The sequence below is a fragment of the Planococcus salinus genome, from assembly GCF_003719725.1.
Taxonomy (GTDB): domain Bacteria; phylum Bacillota; class Bacilli; order Bacillales_A; family Planococcaceae; genus Planococcus; species Planococcus salinus.
Map to the genome: position 1 here is coordinate 293,086 of NZ_RIAX01000004.1, position 17,772 is coordinate 310,857.

The 17,772-nt window shown below is 43.1% G+C and carries 16 protein-coding genes; 2 read left to right on the top strand and 14 right to left on the bottom strand.

Translation table 11 applies throughout. The features are described from left to right. Window positions 1-56: 56 nt before the first annotated feature. The 4 genes from EEX84_RS08010 to EEX84_RS08025 all read right to left on the bottom strand — a co-directional run bounded on the left by EEX84_RS08010 (window position 57) and on the right by EEX84_RS08025 (window position 4,913). Window positions 57-1,127 carry an ABC transporter ATP-binding protein gene (locus EEX84_RS08010; protein ID WP_123165160.1) on the bottom strand — a complete coding sequence of 357 codons (1,071 nt, stop codon included), beginning with the start codon at window positions 1,125-1,127 and terminating at the stop codon, window positions 57-59. After that, on the bottom strand, window positions 1,124-2,866 hold the full coding sequence (locus EEX84_RS08015; RefSeq protein ID WP_123165091.1) for an ABC transporter permease: 1,743 nt from the start codon (window positions 2,864-2,866) through the stop codon (window positions 1,124-1,126). Before EEX84_RS08015 ends, EEX84_RS08010 begins: the two co-directional genes overlap by 4 nt. Before the next feature lie 35 nt (window positions 2,867-2,901). After that, on the bottom strand, window positions 2,902-3,942 hold the full coding sequence (locus EEX84_RS08020) for an ABC transporter substrate-binding protein (protein WP_123165092.1): 1,041 nt from the start codon (window positions 3,940-3,942) through the stop codon (window positions 2,902-2,904). A gap of 392 nt (window positions 3,943-4,334) precedes the next feature. Continuing rightward, on the bottom strand, window positions 4,335-4,913 hold the full coding sequence (locus EEX84_RS08025) for a TetR/AcrR family transcriptional regulator (RefSeq protein ID WP_123165093.1): 579 nt from the start codon (window positions 4,911-4,913) through the stop codon (window positions 4,335-4,337). Between the two features lie 139 nt (window positions 4,914-5,052). Here EEX84_RS08025 and EEX84_RS08030 point away from each other — a divergent pair, with 139 nt between their 5' ends. Then, window positions 5,053-5,814 (top strand): SDR family oxidoreductase, encoded by a 762-nt coding sequence (locus EEX84_RS08030; RefSeq protein ID WP_123165094.1) that lies wholly within the window; start codon window positions 5,053-5,055, stop codon window positions 5,812-5,814. 273 nt (window positions 5,815-6,087) lie between these two features. Here EEX84_RS08030 and cls read toward each other — a convergent pair whose 3' ends face one another. Beyond that, the gene (gene cls / locus EEX84_RS08035) at window positions 6,088-7,569 is read right to left on the bottom strand and encodes a cardiolipin synthase (RefSeq protein ID WP_123165095.1); all 1,482 of its coding nucleotides are present in this window, start codon (window positions 7,567-7,569) and stop codon (window positions 6,088-6,090) included. 302 nt (window positions 7,570-7,871) lie between these two features. Between cls and EEX84_RS08040 the strand changes: the two genes are divergently transcribed. After that, complete coding sequence (locus EEX84_RS08040; RefSeq protein WP_123165096.1) at window positions 7,872-8,408, top strand: ECF transporter S component; 537 nt, start codon at window positions 7,872-7,874, stop codon at window positions 8,406-8,408. 58 nt (window positions 8,409-8,466) lie between these two features. On the opposite strand, the gene EEX84_RS08045 is transcribed toward EEX84_RS08040, so the two are convergent. The 9 genes from EEX84_RS08045 to EEX84_RS08085 form a co-directional block, all read right to left on the bottom strand. Continuing rightward, window positions 8,467-9,105, bottom strand: a complete 639-nt coding sequence (locus tag EEX84_RS08045) for an O-methyltransferase (RefSeq protein ID WP_123165097.1) — start codon at window positions 9,103-9,105, stop codon at window positions 8,467-8,469. 130 nt (window positions 9,106-9,235) lie between these two features. After that, the gene (locus EEX84_RS08050; RefSeq protein WP_123165098.1) at window positions 9,236-10,771 is read right to left on the bottom strand and encodes a malate:quinone oxidoreductase; all 1,536 of its coding nucleotides are present in this window, start codon (window positions 10,769-10,771) and stop codon (window positions 9,236-9,238) included. 351 nt (window positions 10,772-11,122) lie between these two features. Next, entirely contained in the window at window positions 11,123-11,617 is a 495-nt protein-coding gene (locus EEX84_RS08055; protein WP_123165099.1) for an LURP-one-related/scramblase family protein, read from the bottom strand. A 279-nt stretch (window positions 11,618-11,896) separates the two neighbouring features. Further along, complete coding sequence (locus EEX84_RS08060; RefSeq protein ID WP_123165100.1) at window positions 11,897-13,084, bottom strand: DUF4317 domain-containing protein; 1,188 nt, start codon at window positions 13,082-13,084, stop codon at window positions 11,897-11,899. 282 nt (window positions 13,085-13,366) lie between these two features. Continuing rightward, on the bottom strand, window positions 13,367-13,849 hold the full coding sequence (locus EEX84_RS08065) for a nucleoside deaminase (RefSeq protein WP_123165101.1): 483 nt from the start codon (window positions 13,847-13,849) through the stop codon (window positions 13,367-13,369). A gap of 30 nt (window positions 13,850-13,879) precedes the next feature. Beyond that, on the bottom strand, window positions 13,880-14,314 hold the full coding sequence (locus tag EEX84_RS08070; RefSeq protein WP_123165102.1) for a GNAT family N-acetyltransferase: 435 nt from the start codon (window positions 14,312-14,314) through the stop codon (window positions 13,880-13,882). Window positions 14,315-14,652: 338 nt separating this feature from the next. Continuing rightward, window positions 14,653-16,842 carry a cold shock domain-containing protein gene (locus tag EEX84_RS08075; RefSeq protein ID WP_123165103.1) on the bottom strand — a complete coding sequence of 730 codons (2,190 nt, stop codon included), beginning with the start codon at window positions 16,840-16,842 and terminating at the stop codon, window positions 14,653-14,655. A gap of 144 nt (window positions 16,843-16,986) precedes the next feature. Then, a complete protein-coding gene (gene rlmH, locus EEX84_RS08080; protein ID WP_123165104.1) occupies window positions 16,987-17,466 on the bottom strand; it encodes a 23S rRNA (pseudouridine(1915)-N(3))-methyltransferase RlmH in 480 nt (159 codons plus the stop codon). Window positions 17,467-17,555: 89 nt separating this feature from the next. Beyond that, window positions 17,556-17,729, bottom strand: a complete 174-nt coding sequence (locus EEX84_RS08085) for a CxxH/CxxC protein (RefSeq protein WP_420812561.1) — start codon at window positions 17,727-17,729, stop codon at window positions 17,556-17,558. Between the last annotated feature and the right edge of the window lie 43 nt (window positions 17,730-17,772).

The window sequence follows — 17,772 nt, forward strand, 5'->3', positions numbered from 1 at the left end:
AATACGCAAAAACCTGTAGACCTCTCTTCATAAGAATGGTCTACAGGCGATGAAATTCAGCTGAATACAAGGTCTTTTTCAGGTTTCGGGGCTGATTTCAATGAGATTTCCACAGCATCACCGACTTGGAAACGGGGTGAGGAGATCGGTTCGTGAACTGTCCACGTTTCGACCCCTGCTTCCACTGTGTAATGAATCTCATGTCCCTGGTATTGAACATAGGTGATACGCCCCTGTGTTTCAGTCCCTGTGCTTAAAGACAATCGGACTTGTTCGGGGCGCACAGGATACAGACCTTTCTTTTTGAAGTGTTCCGCTACCCCCAGATCCGGCCAGCTGCTTTTTGAATCGATTGCAGGAACAAAGCGCCCATCTTGCCAATGTCCTTTTACCACATTGCATTTCCCCACAAAAGTCGCCACAAATTCCGTTTCCGGACGGGTATAGATCAGTTCCGGCGGGGCGATTTGCTCAATCTTCCCTTTGTTCATCACAACGATTTTATCGGCGATAGCCAGTGCTTCGCTTTGGTCGTGTGTTACAAAAACAATGGAAGCCTGGGTTTCCCGATGAAGTTTTTGGATTTCTTTCCTCATCTCCATCCGCAGTTCCACATCCAGTGCACTGAATGGCTCATCCATCAGCAATACGTTCGGCAAAGGGGCGATTGCCCGCGCCAATGCCACACGCTGCTTTTGCCCGCCCGACAGTTCTGCAGGAAAACGTTCGGCAAACGAATCCAATCCGACGAGTGCCAGTGTCTCATTGATTCTCAAACTCATTGCCCGCTTGCTGTCTTTTCTGCTGTTCGGATGGTGACGCAATGGAAATTTGATGTGGTCTGCCACAGTCATATGCGGCCATAACGCAAAAGATTGAAAAACCATGCCGATATTTCGTTTTTCTGGAGGAACAACCCTTTTCGCTGATGCCACCATTGAATCGTTCATGACAATGCTGCCGGCTGTCGGCCCCATGAATCCTGCCAGCAGTTTCAATAACGTCGTCTTTCCGCATCCCGAAGGACCCAGCACGGCGATGAATTCCCCTTTTTTTATTTCCAGGTCCACGTTCTGTAAAGCAGGGAAAGAACCATAATCTTTTGAAACCCCTATCACTTCAATCATTTTGCCTTCAACACCTTTCTGTCCCATAATTTTCCGAAAATCATAAAGAGTGACCCACCAAGTAAAATCCCCAGTACCAATACAGTTGAAAAGGCGGTGGAATATGTAGAGTAGCCAGCCTGTTCGTAACCGAATATGACCACCCCTACGGTTTCAGAACCGCTCGACCATAACAGACTGGAAACGGTCAATTCAGTCAATGCCATCAAAAATACCAGAAGGGCTCCGCCGAGAATACCGGGGAACAAAAGCGGTAATAATATTTTTCGCCATTTCACCCAGCCTCTTGCACCGGAAGTCCGGGCCGCTTCATCCATCGATGGATCGATTTGGAGAAATGCGGTATAGCTGCCCCTGATTTGCAGGACGAGAAACCGCGTTGCATATGAGATGAACAAAATCCAGACAGTGCCGTAGATTCCCGGATTCCATCCCGGAACCGGTTCCATCCACATAAAGATCATACAGAGTGCGAACACCGTGCCAGGAAGCGCATAAGGAATTGTCATGAACAGCTCTGCCGCTCGTGTAGACCATCCCGGAGATTTAAAACGGAGATAGGCAAATACTGTACCAAGAACCAAACAAATTGCCACTGTAACCAGAGCCAGCTGCAAGCTGTTCGACAAGGCCGCTAACGGCTTTGAATCCGTGAAAAATACATGTTCATAATTTTTGAATGATAAATTTTCGAAAGTGAATGGCACTCCGTAAGCGGAAATCAGCGACAAAGCACCCATTGCGACAAGCGGCATGAGACTTGTCATCAAAAGAAACGTCCACAACGCTCCTTCCAACAGTTTTTGCTTCACAGGCTCCAAAAAAATGCGCGGGCTTGAATCGCTGCGTACCGTTTCTGTGACACGGCTGCGCCGAAGTATCATCCATTGAAGTACAGTGCCCATCAATGCAATGCCACCAAGCATCACTGACAAAACAGCTGCCCGTGAAAAAGCTTCGGGACCGAATCCGACCACTTGTTCATAAATGTATGTGCTGAGAACCCGGATATTGGCGGGCGTCCCCAAGAAAGCGGGGATTCCAAAGTTATCAAGATTCGATAAAAAAGCGATCAGTCCGCCGCTCGCAATGCCTGGTAGCGCAAGCGGAAGCACCACTTTCCGGAGAGCCTGTTTTTTCGACAAACCTGAAGTTGCTGCCGCTTCCTCCAAATCCCGTGGAATCTTCCGGAATACGTTAACTGTAAAAAGGTAGACAAGCGGGTAATGCGATAATCCGAGCAGGAGGAGGATTCCCCCAATGCTATAAAGATTCGGAACCTGCAAATCGCCCGGCAGCCAGGAAAGGACTGCCGCCACCGGTCCAGAACCGCCGAAAAACTGCGTCCATGCCAATGTCGTAATATACGAGGGAATGACAAACGGCAGAAAAATGAAAAGCTGCATGGCTCTTTTTCCTCTTATATGGACATACGCAACAACCCAGGCAAACATCACACCGAGAAACAAAGCCAAAAAAGTGGAGCCCAGCACAATGACCAACGTGTTCTGGACGGTGACCCAAGTTGCTTGTTCCTTCAGAACTTCAGCGTAATAGTGCAACGTCAGCGAGCCTTCCTTGACGAAGCTGAGCCAAATGAGCCGGAGGACCGGCAGCAGGAAAAACAGGAAGACCAGCAACAGACCGAGTCCTTTATACAATTTTTTGCTGTGAAAAAAGAGAGAGAAAGAGGATGGCCCCGTTCTTCTCTCTTCCATCATGGAATGTTTAACAATCATTTGGATAGCTCCTTACACCCGTACTTCTATGCGGATCATTGGCCGAAAATCTCGCCGAATTTTGCTTTGTCATCTTCCCTTGTTTCTAAAAGTTCTACAGAATCCGCTTCCAGCACTGTCATTTCATCAAGCGTCTTAAGACCTTCCGGTGCTTCAATGCCTTCACGGATTGGTGTGTAACCCAAGTCCGCCGCTAATTTCTGTCCTTCTTCCGATAAGATGAAATCGACAAACGCCTGAGATGCCTCTTCGTTGTCCGTGTTCGCCAGTATGCCTACCGGTTCTGTGATGACAGGCACCCCTTCTGTCGGATAAACCAGCTCTACAGGAGAACCTTCACTTTTCGCGCGTGCTGCCAGGTAATCGACGATCATGCCATATTGCTGTTCGCCCATCGCTACACCTTCCAGCACTGCGCCGTTTCCTTGAGTGATGGTAATGTCATTGGCGCGCAAGCCTTCATAGAATTCCCAGCCCATGTCGTCCTGTTTCGTAATCACACCTAAGTTATATGCGGCTGCCCCGGAATACAAAGGACTTGGCATAACGGCTTGTCCTTTTGACGCTTCATTCATCAGTACGTCCCAACTGTCCGGCATATCGTCCACATCGTTCGTATTGACGATGAGGCCTGTAGCCATCACTTTCGTTCCTGTGTAAGTTCCGTCCGGATCCACGAATGCGTCATCTATTTTTGCGGCTTCCGGCGATTCATATGCCATCAGCAATTCTTCTTTTTTGAAATTCTCAAATGTCACGGAGTCAGCCACCAGCAGAACATCCGCCTGTATATCACCGGCCTGGTTTTCCGCCTGGATTTTTGACACCACTTCTTCTGTTCCGGAACGGAAAATGCTTATGTCCACGTCCGGGTGATTTTCCGTAAATGCATCGACAAGCGCCTGCGCATCTGCATCCGGCTGTGATGTATAGAAATCCAGAGATCCGGAAACCACTGAACCGTTGCCCGCACTTTCCGCTTCTGCGCTTCCAGCCGTTTCGTCCTGTCCACCGCCACAAGCTGCCAGTAAAGCAGTTGAAAACAGCAACGGCAATCCCACAAATAATTTCTTCATGTAAGTTCCCCCTCTTCTTTTCTCGTTGAGTAGTGGTGCATTAGTTGAACACTAACCAAGTGTAGAACTCGATTATGAAGGCAAGGTTAAGCGGGGATTAAGAAATATGATTTTTTTGTAAAGGGGATGGCATGGAACGGGCAATAAAAAAAGCCCATTCTTTTTCAAGAATGGGCCTTCCCGTACGCTATTGTTTTCTTAAAAAGCATGAAAAAACCACCTTGTCCAAAGACAAGATGGTTTTCGATAATTTGCGGCGTCCAAGCCACGCTCCACAACGTGTTCCCAAAAGGAATGCTTGTCCGTCTTATGCAAACGAGCTCATCGCGTCTTTAACAATATACCAGGCTGCGTCTGACGTCAAGCTTATTTGCTTAACGCCTCTTCCCTTTTCATTTTCCAATTTGTTCTCTGAAATGGAAATTCAGGATTTTCACCAGCAATTCGTTCATATCAGTGGCGCTTTGATGAAAATCCTGACGATGCCACTCAATCACCATTCCGAGAATGGCATTCGCCTGGTAGGCGCTCAGCATGTCCTTGTCTATTCCATTGTCCTCCTGCCGCTTAATGTCCTGGTTCAACAATCGGTTTATCTGGTCAAACAGCAAATAGTAATAGGACATCGGAACATATTTCGAAAAAACGATGCGGTAAAACTTTTTGTACTTCTCAACATGATGAAATATACGGATTGTCGAAGGATCTAGCTCGTTGGATTGTAACGTCTGCACATGCTTATAAGGCTCCATATAAGAGTCAGTCAAATCTTTCATAATTTCCTTGAAATACTCTTCGAATAAATCTTCCACTTTGCCGTAATGCATGTAGAACGTACCCCTATTAACTTTAGCTTCCCGGCATATTGCCGTGACGGTAATCGAATGCAGCGGCTTTTCTTTCAGCATATTGAGCAATGCTTCATGCAAAGCTTCTTTCGTTTTGATCACCCGTAAATCAAGCGGCTTCATTTTTTCACCTCTTATTGAACAGATTTAATTTTTTTGTCTGTTACTGAACGGTTCTTTTGTTTTTGTCCGTTGTAACCGTTTGCTTTTTCATCGTATACTTTTATTGTACACTTGTTCAATAAAAAATGGAGGCGATAGTATGAAATTAGAAGGGAAAGTGGCAGTTGTCACAGGAGCAGCTTCAGGAATGGGCAGAGCCATTGCTGAATTATATGCGGCTGAAGGAGCGAAAGTCATCGTTGCTGACCTGAATTTTGAAGGCGCCGAAGCGGTGGCACAGGGCATTGCATCGAATGGCGGTGCAGCCAAAGCCGTCCAAGTGAATGTTGTCAAACAACAGGACATCGACGCAATGATTGATACTGCCGTGAATGAGTACGGAACTTTGGACATCCTTGTCAACAATGCCGGCATTATGGACAGCTTTGAACCGGTTGGTGACATCACCGACGAAAAATGGGATTTGATCTTTGACATCAATACCAAAGGCGTTATGCGCGCAACACGCAAAGCGATTCCGATTTTCCTGGAAAAAGGCAAAGGCGTCATCGTCAATACAGCTTCCACGGGCGGCTTAAACGGAGCACACGCCGGCGCTGCCTATGGAGCGTCTAAACACGCGGTAGTCGGTCTTACCAAAAACACCGGTTATATGTATGCCAAGGAAGGCATTCGCTGCAACGCCATTGCACCAGGCGGCGTAGCTACTAATATCGCTTCTGGCGTAACCAATTTCAACGAATTCGGCGCAAGCCGCACACAGCCTGTTCAGGCGATCATGCCACGCATCGGACAGCCGGAAGAAATTGCGCAAGTCGCTTTGTTCCTTGCGTCAGATGAGTCGAGCTTTGTAAACGGTACAGTCATCACTGCAGATGGCGGATGGACAGCTGCATTTTAAGTTTCAAGAAAGATTAGTGGGTTAACCTGCTATGGCGTACAAAAAGAGCTGGGAGACCAGCTCTTTTTTACTGCCTATTGTCAAAACAAAACCTTTGTTGCGTTTCGCAATATCGGCCGATTTATGCAATGCATATTCCGCTTCTGTGAAACCGCCTACAGCTACGATAATAATTCATCCAACAGCTCTCCTGTTGGAAATGAGTAAAACGGACGAAAATGCTGTCCGGTTATAAAAAAAACACGCCGACCCCTGTAAGACCATCTGCTTCTTTCACAGGATCGGCGCAATCAGCCGTGATAATCGCTGCTTTACTTTTTGATACAGAGATTGGCTTTCAAACAATTCTTTTGTTAACTCTTTGGATAATTCCATATCCTGCAGGAAAATCCGGGCCATTTCTGCCGCAGTTTCCTGATTATAGATGACGGCGTTTGCTTCGAAGTTCAATGAAAAGCTGCGGACATCCATATTCGCCGATCCTATTGTAAAGGCCTTTTCATCAATAACCAGGGTTTTAGCATGCAAAAATCCGTTGTTATAACTATAGACTTTTGCGCCCACTGACAAAAGTTCATTCAGAAAAGACAAACTGGAGGCGTGAACAAATGGATGATCTGCTTTATTGGGTACCATGATACGTACATCGACGCCTCCAAGTATGGCTGTTTTTATGGCATCTAAAATGGAGGAGTCCGGTATAAAGTAGGGTGTCTGGATATAAATCGATTTTCGGGCGCGGGTGATCAGCTTCAAAAAGACATTTTTGATCTGATCAACCGAAGCATTGGGCCCACTGGCGACAATTTGCATGCCTGTTGTATTTTTTGTCGTGACAGAAGGAAAATAACGATCATTATACCTAACGGGATATTTTTTCGCATTCTGGTTCCATTCAATCAAAAACAAATGCTGAAGCGAGTGAACCGCCTCCCCTTCTATCCGAAGATGTGTATCCCGCCAGTACCCAAATTTCCTGTTTTTCCCCAAATATTCATTTCCTACATTAAATCCTCCAATGTAACCGATTTTTCCATCCACAATACCGATTTTACGATGGTTTCGATAATTGACACGAAGATTGATAAAAGGCAATTTAGATGGCAGCGAAGGAAGCGCTTTTCCGCTTGCCTGAAAGAGGCCGTCAAAAAAATGATTGGGCAAAGACCTTGAACCAAGATCATCGTACAGCAACAAAACCTTTATACCTTCTCTCGCCTTTTGTTCCAATAGTTTAACGAGTCGTTTCCCAATATCATCATTCTTGATAATAAAATACTGCAGGTGAACATGATCCTGTGCCAATTCAATGTCCTTGAATAACTTTTCAAACTTTAACTTGCCATCTGTAAAAATGTGAAGCTGATTGTTTTGCGTATACGTGACAGCTTCCCCGCTCGCTGCATTCATACGGATGATGTCCAGCCATTCTTCTGCAACAGAAGAAGCGTGATGAAAAGTTCCTTCATCTATTTTCCGTAATTGCTCTTCGGAAAGCTTTTGCAATTCGGGATTATTGTAAGCGGATTGATGCTTCATTTTATTTCTGCTGAGCGGCTTACCAAAAAACAAATAGAGAACAAATCCGATAACTGGCAGAAAGAACAGAATTAGCACCCAGGCCCATACCGATGAGGCCCTTTTCCGCTCATAAAATAGAATGAAAAAAGCCAAAATAATATTCAGGATGAACAAAATATTGCTGAACGTATTCCACCATTGAAATGTAGGCAACCAGTCAAAAGAAATAGCCATTCTCCCCCTTTCTCAGTGCGTTCTTTTTATCTCGTTAAACTTGTTTACCCTGTCTGCTTTTGTCTATTCTCACTTTTTTCTGATTGTTGAATTGATGGAAACGTTAAATTGTCGGCTCAATTTATTGCGATGCGCCTTCCTTTCAAACTGACCCCTAAAATTTCTTTCTTATTGGCACTTTCAAACGGTTCACGCCTTTGCTAAAGTTAGCTGGAAATAAAAAAACAAACACCAACAGAAAACGATGCATTAGCCGCATCGCATTCTGAAAATTATTAAGAAACAGAAAGAAGGTTACTATTATGCAAAAAGCATCCAGCAGTTACACATCCGTCCGCACTTATGACCTAATTCTCACTTCCATGGCCATCGCCCTCGTATTCGTTTCCACGCTTTTACTGAACATCCGGCTGCCAATCGCGGCAAACGGCGGCTTGGTCCATCTCGGGACCGCCATGCTTTTTGTCATTGCCATTTTGTTCGGACCGAAAAAAGGGCTTATTGCCGGAGCTGTTGGGATGGGGTTATTCGATCTTGTCTCGGGCTGGACTTTGTGGGCGCCGATTACCATCCTGGCACGCGGCCTTCAGGGATATGTTGTCGGAAAAATCGCCTGGTCAGGCAGCAGAAAAGGTGGCAGCACGGGCTTCAACATCCTTGCTGCCATAGTGTCGATTCCTCTGATGGTGGCCATCTACTATGTCGGGGAAGCTATTATTTTCAGCAGCTGGATTATTCCGGCAGCCTCTATTCCAGGCAACCTTGTCCAGAATACAGTCGGTCTCATCATCGCCATACCAGTGGTTGCTGCCTTGAAAAAGACACCATTTTTTAAATGAATGTAAGCCTCAAAAAGGAGAACGCCTGCAGGCATTCTCCTTTTTCTTATTCCTTTTTTCAGTTCTTCACTCGTGATACAGTCACTCCGTCGCCGATTGGAATCAGCAGCGATTCCAATTTTGGGTGATTGGCTACTGTTTTGTTGAATTTCCGCATGACTTCCGTATATCGCTTAGGCTCCGCCGCTTCATCTGCTACCGTTCCTGCCGCAAGGACATTGTCCGCCAAGATCAATGCTCCCGGTTCAGCCAACTGGATGCACTGATTCAAGTAATTTTCGTAGTTCTCCTTATCTGCATCAATAAAGAAAAAGTCGAATTTTTTATTGTCACCACTCAGTTTTTTCAGATTTTGAAGAGCAGCTCCTGTCAGATAGGTTACCTGGTCCCCAAAACCGGCTTTCGCCAAGTTGCTGTGCGCCAATTCGGCGTAGCTTTCCTCCAATTCAAGAGAAGTCAGCTGCCCTTTTTCCCCGAATCCCCGTGCAAGGCAAATTCCGCTGTAGCCGCCAAGCGCACCGATTTCCAATACATTTTTGGCATCGGAAATGGAAACAAGCATGGAGAGCAGTTTCCCGGAAGAAGGCGAGACCGAAATAGCGGGCATGCCGTGGTCTCTTATGGATGATTGGACTTCCTCCAGAAGAGCATCCCGTGTATGAAATACGGTATCGATATAATGATTCGTTTTTTTCATTTGCTTCACCCTTTCTTTTCAGCATTCATCGCTACCAGCATTATACCGCTATTTTATGGAATAGAAAAAAGAACCTGTCACCCTTTTTTGGATGGCAGGTTCTTTGATTAAAACTTTATGGACAGTCTTCTTACTTGCTCAATACCGTTGCTTTGGCATCGGTATACCCCAACGACTCGCTTTCTTCGTTCAATCCTAAAGCACGGGCTGTTGTCACATGGATTTCCTGAAGAAGTTCCGGGTTTTCCGACAGCGAAACGCCGTAAGAAGGAATCATTTCTTTGATTTTTGGTTCCCATTCTTTCAGATTTTCAGGGAAGCATCTTTCGAATATTTCCAGCATGGCATGAACAGCAGTGGAAGCTCCGGGAGAAGCTCCCAGCAAGGCTGCGATTGAGCCGTCTTCAGCTGTGACAATTTCCGTACCGAACTGAAGCGTCCCTTTCCCGCCGGCTTCTGTGTCTTTGATGACCTGCACGCGCTGGCCTGCTACGACGACGTCCCAGTCTTCAAGCTGCGCCGTCGGGATAAACTCCCGCAGTTCTTCCACCCGTTTTTCATTGGATAGCATAACTTGCTGAACCAGGTACTTCGTCAAGGACAGCTCTTTTGCTCCTGCTGCCAGCATGGTGAAGACATTGCTCGGTTTTACTGATCCGAGCAGGTCAAGGTTGGAGCCTGTTTTCAGGAACTTCGGAGAGAAGCCTGCAAACGGTCCAAACAGCAATGATTTTTTATTGTCGATAAAACGCGTGTCCAAATGTGGAACCGACATTGGCGGAGCTCCCACTTTCGCTTTGCCGTACACTTTTGCATGGTGCTGTTCCACAATTTCAGGATTGTTGCAGACCAGGAACAGTCCACTGACCGGGAACCCTCCCACTTGTTTGGATTCCGGAATCCCTGTTTTCTGAAGCAAAGGCAGACTTCCGCCGCCGCCTCCGATAAAGACGAAGTTGGCCGTATGGTATTCAATTTTATCATTCTCCAAATCGTGCACTTTAACTTCCCATCTGCCATCGCTCGTACGTTTAATATCCTTGACGCTGTGTTTGTAATTAATCTCGACGTTTTGCTCTTTCAAGTGATCAAACATCATTTCCGTTAGCGCGCCGAAATTGACGTCCGTTCCGGAATCGATTTTGGTTGCCGCAATCGGCTCACTGGTTGTACGGCCTTCCATGATCAGCGGAATCCATTCCTTCAGCTTTTCCGGGTTATCGGAAAACTCCATCCCTTTAAATAACGGACTAAGGGACAATGCTTCAAAACGCTTGTTCAAAAAGTTTACATTGTCTGACCCCTGCACAAGACTCATGTGAGGAATGGACATGATGAAGTCCTGTGGATTGCTGATCCGTTTGTTGTTAACGAGATAAGACCAAAACTGTCTGGAAAGCTGAAACTGCTCATTGATTTTTATGGCTTTACTGATTTCTACCGAACCATCGGGTTTTTCCGGTGTATAGTTAAGCTCGCAAAGCGCAGCATGACCCGTCCCCGCATTGTTCCATTCATTGGAACTTTCGGAACCTGCTTTTTCAAGTTTTTCAAAAACTTTGATGTTCCATTCAGGTGACAATTCTTTCAGTAAAGACCCCATAGTGGCACTCATAATTCCAGCACCAATTAAAATAATGTCTGTTTTTTTCTGTAGGTTGTCCATTATAACCTTCCTTATCACGTATATTTGCGGATACAGGTGAGAAACACCTTCTCCGGCATCGTATTAAATTCGTCATAATCTATTGTATGCCTTATGGTGGGAAAATTTCTACTACTAACGTATAATTATAAACCATTTTAAACGAGGTTTAAAGAAAAGAAGCCCACTTGGAAAGGTTTCCGCCAATTAATCAGGAGCATACAAAAAGCTCCACCCGAAAGGATGGAGCTTCCTCAATTCATGCAGTGATCTTGCGGTTCTGTTTTTTTGTTTCGATCGCTTGATGCTGCTCTTCTTTTATAAAGATTTGACGAAATTCACACCGGCACTTTCCACAGCCTTGCTGTGTTTTCAGCCGGAAGAAGCAGCTGCTGCCTTCTGATCCGCTTTCACACAGTCTATTGCCACAACCAGTGAAATGACGAAGTGTTCCATCTCCTCGTTCAGCACTTGGACGCGGTAGCTGTCCCCCCAGCTGAACCATTCCTTGCTCACAGTCCCAATCACTTCACCGTTTTGCAGGATCTCAAAATCCATATCCCACAAGTTTCCCTGAACATCGATGCCTTCAGCCTCGATGGCATAGCGCTGCTTGAAAAACGTAAATTCTTTTTTGATGGTCACCGCTTTCTGTCCTTCCACTTCGACGAAAAACGTTGGCAAGAAGCTGAAGGTCTTTTTCGTAATGACGGTGATTTCGTGTCGCTCTGTATCCATAATCGAAAAGGTTTTAGGGATTTGCAAAAAGCTCCCTTCCACGAAATACACGTCTCGCTCCTGTTCATCCCGGACTGTAAACTTTTCACTCAAACTGAATACTTTTTGTTTGATGTATAATTGCCGCATTTGGGTTCCCCCCTTTTTATGGTCCCTGTTATATAGTTTCGGGAGAGAGATGATCATTTCCTTCATCTGCAGGGAGGAATTCCCTGTGTTCCACGTGAAACACCGCTAAGCTGATTTGTAAAAAAGGGAGACCGTGAACAGGCGAAACGAAAACTTTTTCCTGAGAATCTATTGCTACATCATTTGAGTCTGCCCCGTTGTTTATGAGAAAGCCCCCATCTCAGGCCACAGCCTTTTCCACTTTAGGTAGCTGGTTGAAGCATCAGCTGTCTCTTTCTCCTACTCCAATAACTCTTCCGGCAGCAGCTTAAACCCTTCAATAATCGTGTCTTCTTCCACCTCAATCAGGAGACAGCGTTTGCCGTTGTAATTGACCTCTTTGACGTACCGCAAATCCTGTGGACTGATCTTGATATCCGCAACTTTCGTGCTGATTTTGATCGATTTGGACTCGTAACTTGGCACAACATGGCTTGCTTTCATTTCGTAACTTCGGTCTTCCACGACTTGCTGGAATGCGCGTTCCACTTTGTCTGTGCTCAAATCTTTCACGCCGCTCGCCTTCAGCACACGTTCAACTTCCTTTGCATCCAATGTGGGTGTACTCTCTTCTTCGTCATCCTCTTCCGCCGCCAGCATGCTATTGATTTCATCATAGACATTGGCGAGTGTTCTCGAATTTACTTCTTCTCCGATCACCGTTTTGACAATCTCCTCAAACACCGCTTTATCTTCCTCAGCCGTCATGATTTCATCCCCGTTCAACACATTTTCGATAAACTGGAAATCCGGTTTGTTCGCTTTGCTGGCAGCGTAAAGGATGTGGTGGATGTCTGCGGCGTTGTCCTTAAAACTCGGGAACAGGAAGCCGCCAATCGGGGAAGTGAGTTTGATGACCGGATCCATCACAACATTCGACTTAAACTCTTTCTCGACAAAATCAAACACCAGCGAACTTTTCGGCAGCTCGGTCTGATTCATGCTGCACAGGATAAAAGGCGTTGTAAACACTTCGTCGCGCATATCGATTTCCGTTTCATCCGGCTGCCGCTTCGTCGTTTTAAAGTAATTTCCACGAATAAACGTGACTACCATATCCTTTTCATATTGGGTGTCCTGAACCATTTTCAAAGCGATTTCCTGCATATTCGATTTCCACTCCGCTTCATCCTCTGTCTCGAGGCCTTCGTACAGGAGATGCTGCGTGTGGTCCGTCTGCCCTTCTTCCTGCGGCTGGAACTTCACGTCAAACAACTTTTGATCGAGCTTCCCGCCCAACACCTTCTTAAAATTGGCAAGGAACAGCTCCTGCTGCTCGCGGTCCAGCAAGGAAAAGGAGCGGCTCTCTTCGTGAAAGATCTCACTGCTTTCCTTTTGGATATATACATTATAAATTTCAGCGATTTTCAATAAATCCGTATCCAGCTTAAACCGTTTGCGGATATCGGCTATGTCTTTCTTCTTCATTTCTAATTCCAACTCCCTGGCTAATAAAATCCGTATTGCATGTAAAAAAGAGCATCCAAAGCTAGGTCAGCTTTTGGTGCTCTTACATTATAACAACTATTAAGGTGAATAAAGGTGCGTCCCTGAATTGAACTAATAATCTTTAATAGCCGATATTCCGCAAAACAGCTTGCTTTCCGGGAGCTCACGGAGTCTGCGCTGTTTTGCTCCATATCTCTGGAATTTTCTCTCAGCCTCGGCGTATATCATTAAAAAGCTTATAGTGCGAGCCATTATCATTTCTTACCGTTTCGTCTCATGCGACCGCCGATGAAGTTGGTGAACCAATTCCGCCAGTTCCGGAACAGGACCATCAACTTCTGTATCCTTAATCACATCTTCAATGGCCAATTTCCGGACACGGGACGGCGCAGCTCCCATTTCATTTAACCACCCGGCCAATTGTTCAGACGAACTTGCGTATACAATTCTTCCCAATCCGACCAACCCATGAGCCGCTGCACACATCGGGCAATGCTCTCCCGACGTATAAACTGTCGCCCTCTTTCTTTCTTCTGGAGACAGATTATTTGCCGCCCACCTGGCAATCGCAAACTCAGGGTGCTGTGTACGGTCGCCTCCGGCCACGTGGTTATGGTCTTCAAAAAGAACTTCTCCAGTGGCTGAAACAAGTACAGACCCAAACGGCTCGTCGCCTTTCTCTAAAGCCGTTTCCGCCAGTTCCACACAGCGCCGCAAATGCTTCAAGTCGGTTTCGGTGATCATATTTTTGCCCCCTTTGTGTGCTTTGCATTCCTAATAAGTTAGTTTATACACAACTTCTCCATCTATTATCCGCCCATCCGCTTCGAATTTCAGCTTTTCATATAACTGCTTGGCAAGGACATTTTCTGGCTCGAAGCTTAAATAAATCATTTGATGTTCTTTATCTTGTTTAATGCGATCAATCAACTTCTCCATGGCCGCTTTTCCATACCCTTTAGACTGGTATTTCGAGTCAATCATCAAACGGTAAATCCAATACTCTTTATCATCGAAATCGAGACAATACATCGTAAATCCTACTAACACATTATCATTATAGATGGCTAAGCAAACACATTCCGGAAAGGCTTTAGCCTGTGCAAGCGAGAACACATTCGGCGCCACAAAGCACTTTTGTTCATCCGCCACACGTAAATCAATAACATCAAAAAAATTGTGCCGGTCTATTTCTCTGAATTCAATCATGTAATTTCCCCCTGAAGTGATTTTCCCCTTCTTTTAGTTCGATGGGCTTGAAGGGAAATCCTTCTGAAAAGGAATCCATTAATTCGTGATAAAATCCTTCTAATAAACAAGAAAACCCTAAAGCGTTGGGTCCACGATGCTTAGAGTTCTCTTTATCAGCCTTATTTACTTATGATACGGTTCTCCGTACTGTATCTAAATGAGATTTTCAAATAAATTTATTTACAAAATAATAAACTGAACTCCAAAGCAGGCATTATTAAAGGTGTCCGCCATTCGAGGTTCAGTTTAATTACTTAGCTTGGAATTAGTTTATCGAGCTCTTTTGCAGAATAATATTAAAAGTTTTTTAAGGAATCCTCTACTTCTGTAAAGCATATATGCAAAGTTCTGTAATCACTTTCGCTTATTTCAGAAGCGTGCGCATCTACTTCTCGAAATTTATTTATTGTGTTCATTGCAGACATAAAGATGCCCTTATCCATTGTAAAAACATTTGAAAATGCAGGATATTCGCCAAAAATTACGTTTTTTAGTTCTGAGAAAAACAAACAATCAATTAATTCTTTTCCTTCTCTTCTTTTTAATATAGAATCTAAGCTTGTATTTACATACTTCTCTATAATTTGTGGAGATTTATCTCGCCCGTACTTTAAAGTTAATACTTGTCTCGTAAGAATTCTTAATTTCTTTTCTATTTGATTTCTTCTACTAGATATAATCTCTCTAGACATCTCCGAATTGTTTGGAATTTTTTCATATCTATAACTTTCTTTCATATAATTAGTAATGGCATCAATTTCTATATAATAATTGTTTTTAATACTCTGTGTAATAACGCCATATCCAAGCAAGTGGATAATACTTAACTTATCCTCATTTATTTTTTCTAAATAACTATCTTTATTATCTAAAGCAATGTCTTTCAAGATTTCAAACTCTAGTATATACCATCTCTCTAGCACAAATAGAATGGATCTTATATAAGAGATCAGTTTAGAATCAATTTCTTCTTTATAGTCATCATAATCTCTACCAGTAATTCTATACGGTCGTTCTTTAAAATGGGTATTAAGCATACTGCATACATTTCGAATTAAAAATGGATGCCCTCCATAATTTATATGTAGTTTGTGGTAAACTGCTTCATCAAAAGATAGTCCCATATATGCTCCGATTTCACTGACCATATTTCTTACATCCTCTAAAGTAAACAAGCTTAAATAAGTAACACTGATATTACTAAATATAGGATTATCCAATCCATTTATTGATACTTGCTCTGTTATCTTTGGATTTACTCCAGCAATAACAAAAGAACAAAGGTTTTTTTCGGTTTGTATAATCGATCTAATAGTTTGCCAAAAAGATAAATAATCTTCTCCGCTTTTCCATTTCTCATTATTAGAAAGTTCATAAGTTATATGTTCAATTTCGTCAAAGATAAATAAAATCCTTTTACCCGTTAGCTTATTTATATCTCTAATTTTTTGTAAAAACTTGTCTGCAGCGTTTTTTTCATTAAATTCATTCATACTAGAATCATAATCAAGACCATACTCTTTACATACTTTAGAGACCATGTTTTCTAATAATTCAAACCACCTTAAATTATAAACACCAGGACTTTGACAATCAATATAAATACTCATTCCAGATCTGGTATCAACCAGTCTCTGTAAAGCATATAAAACAGAAGTTTTTCCTGTTTTTCTTAAACCAAATAAACCTGTTTGTTCACCAATACTATATTTATCGAAAAAGTTATGAACAATATTAGACCTTCCATAAAAATAGTTATCTGAATTTAAAGGGGACTCCATTGCAAATAAGTCACGTTGATAAAAATATTCTCTTAAACGGCTTTGGAATAGCTTCTCGTTGAATTGTCCATTGATAATTTCATCATATGAAAAAGGCACAATAATTCTAGATTCATGATTGCTAGCATTATTCCTTTTAATTTTTTGCTTAATCTCATTATCTTTACTAATCAAAATTATTACTACTGGATCTAACCTATTAGAGTAATCCATAAACAATTTATCTACATAATCCATTGCTCTATCGTCATAATTTGGAAAAGTGGAAAATAGCATTAAAACTTCATTGAACATGTTAAAACTTTCTTTATAAGTATTAGATGGTTTTAGGAAGTTGAAATAATAGGTAGCTCTTTTAAACTTCTCTTCCCTTGAAAAAGTTAGTTCTAAAAAACTTGAAAACTTATTAGAGATAATAACTTCCTCTTCTGTACCTTTATAATTTATATTATGCTTAACTTTTTTCACATTTTCTTCCTCGTAATTTTTTAATTCATCAGCATTAAGTGACTTAAGAATTTCACTTGCTCTTAATCCTTTATCTGTTTTTATTGCTGTAAACACAACTGGATCATTAGTACTTAGATTATAACTACTGCTACTAGCTAAAATATCGTCTTTATGAAAAAAATAATCTTTATTGTCTTCTCCATTAATAAAGCCAAAAGCTTTTTTAGTATTATAAAAAGTAACATAACCTTGCATTCTAAACCAACACCCCTTAGGTTTATATTTCAATCATATTGTAACATTCATTTCGTCACGAATTCTCAAAAAAGTTTATAGCTATATTATGTGAAATCAAAATTAGAAATAAAATATCTAATACAATATTTGTTTAAACCTCATTTACTTATGATACGGTTCATTTTTCATAATCCTGAACGCCCGATACACCTGCTCCACCAAAATCAGCTTCATCAACTGGTGGGGAAACGTCATCTTCGAAAACGACAGTTTTTCATCCGCCCGCTTCAACACCTCATCATGCAAGCCGAGCGAACCGCCGATGACGAAGACGACTTTGCTGCGGCCATAGGTCATCAAGGACTCCATGTCTTTTGCCAGCTGCTCTGAGGTCTTCATTTTCCCGTCGATGGCAAGCGCAATCACGTAAGCCTCGGGGGGAATTTTCGCCAGGATGCGATCGCCTTCTTTCTTTTTGACAATTTCCATATCCGCCTCGCTCAATTGCTCGGGCGCTTTTTCATCCGCTACTTCCACTTCGCTGATTTTCGCGTAACTTCCCAGCCGTTTCTTGTACTCTTCAATGCCGGATTTCAAATATTTTTCTTTCAGTTTTCCAACACTGATAATTGAGATATTCACAACTTATCCCCCTTTACGTTAAATTTACAAACAAGTTACACACAGACGTTATGCACATATCCACATGCTTTTCTATATCTTGTGCCCGTTCATTCGTTCGCCACAAGATACGTTGCAGCTTCTTCACAGTAAGCGCATTTTGTGGATAACTTTTTCTCGTCGGACAATTCTGTAAGAATCGGGTAGCTTTCCGTTTCTGCCACATACATGTCCAATGCGTGTTCCACGTGGGTTTGACAGCATTTAATTATCATTTTTTTCATCCCTTTCGATTTCCGAATATTCCACAAAGTTATGCACAATTCA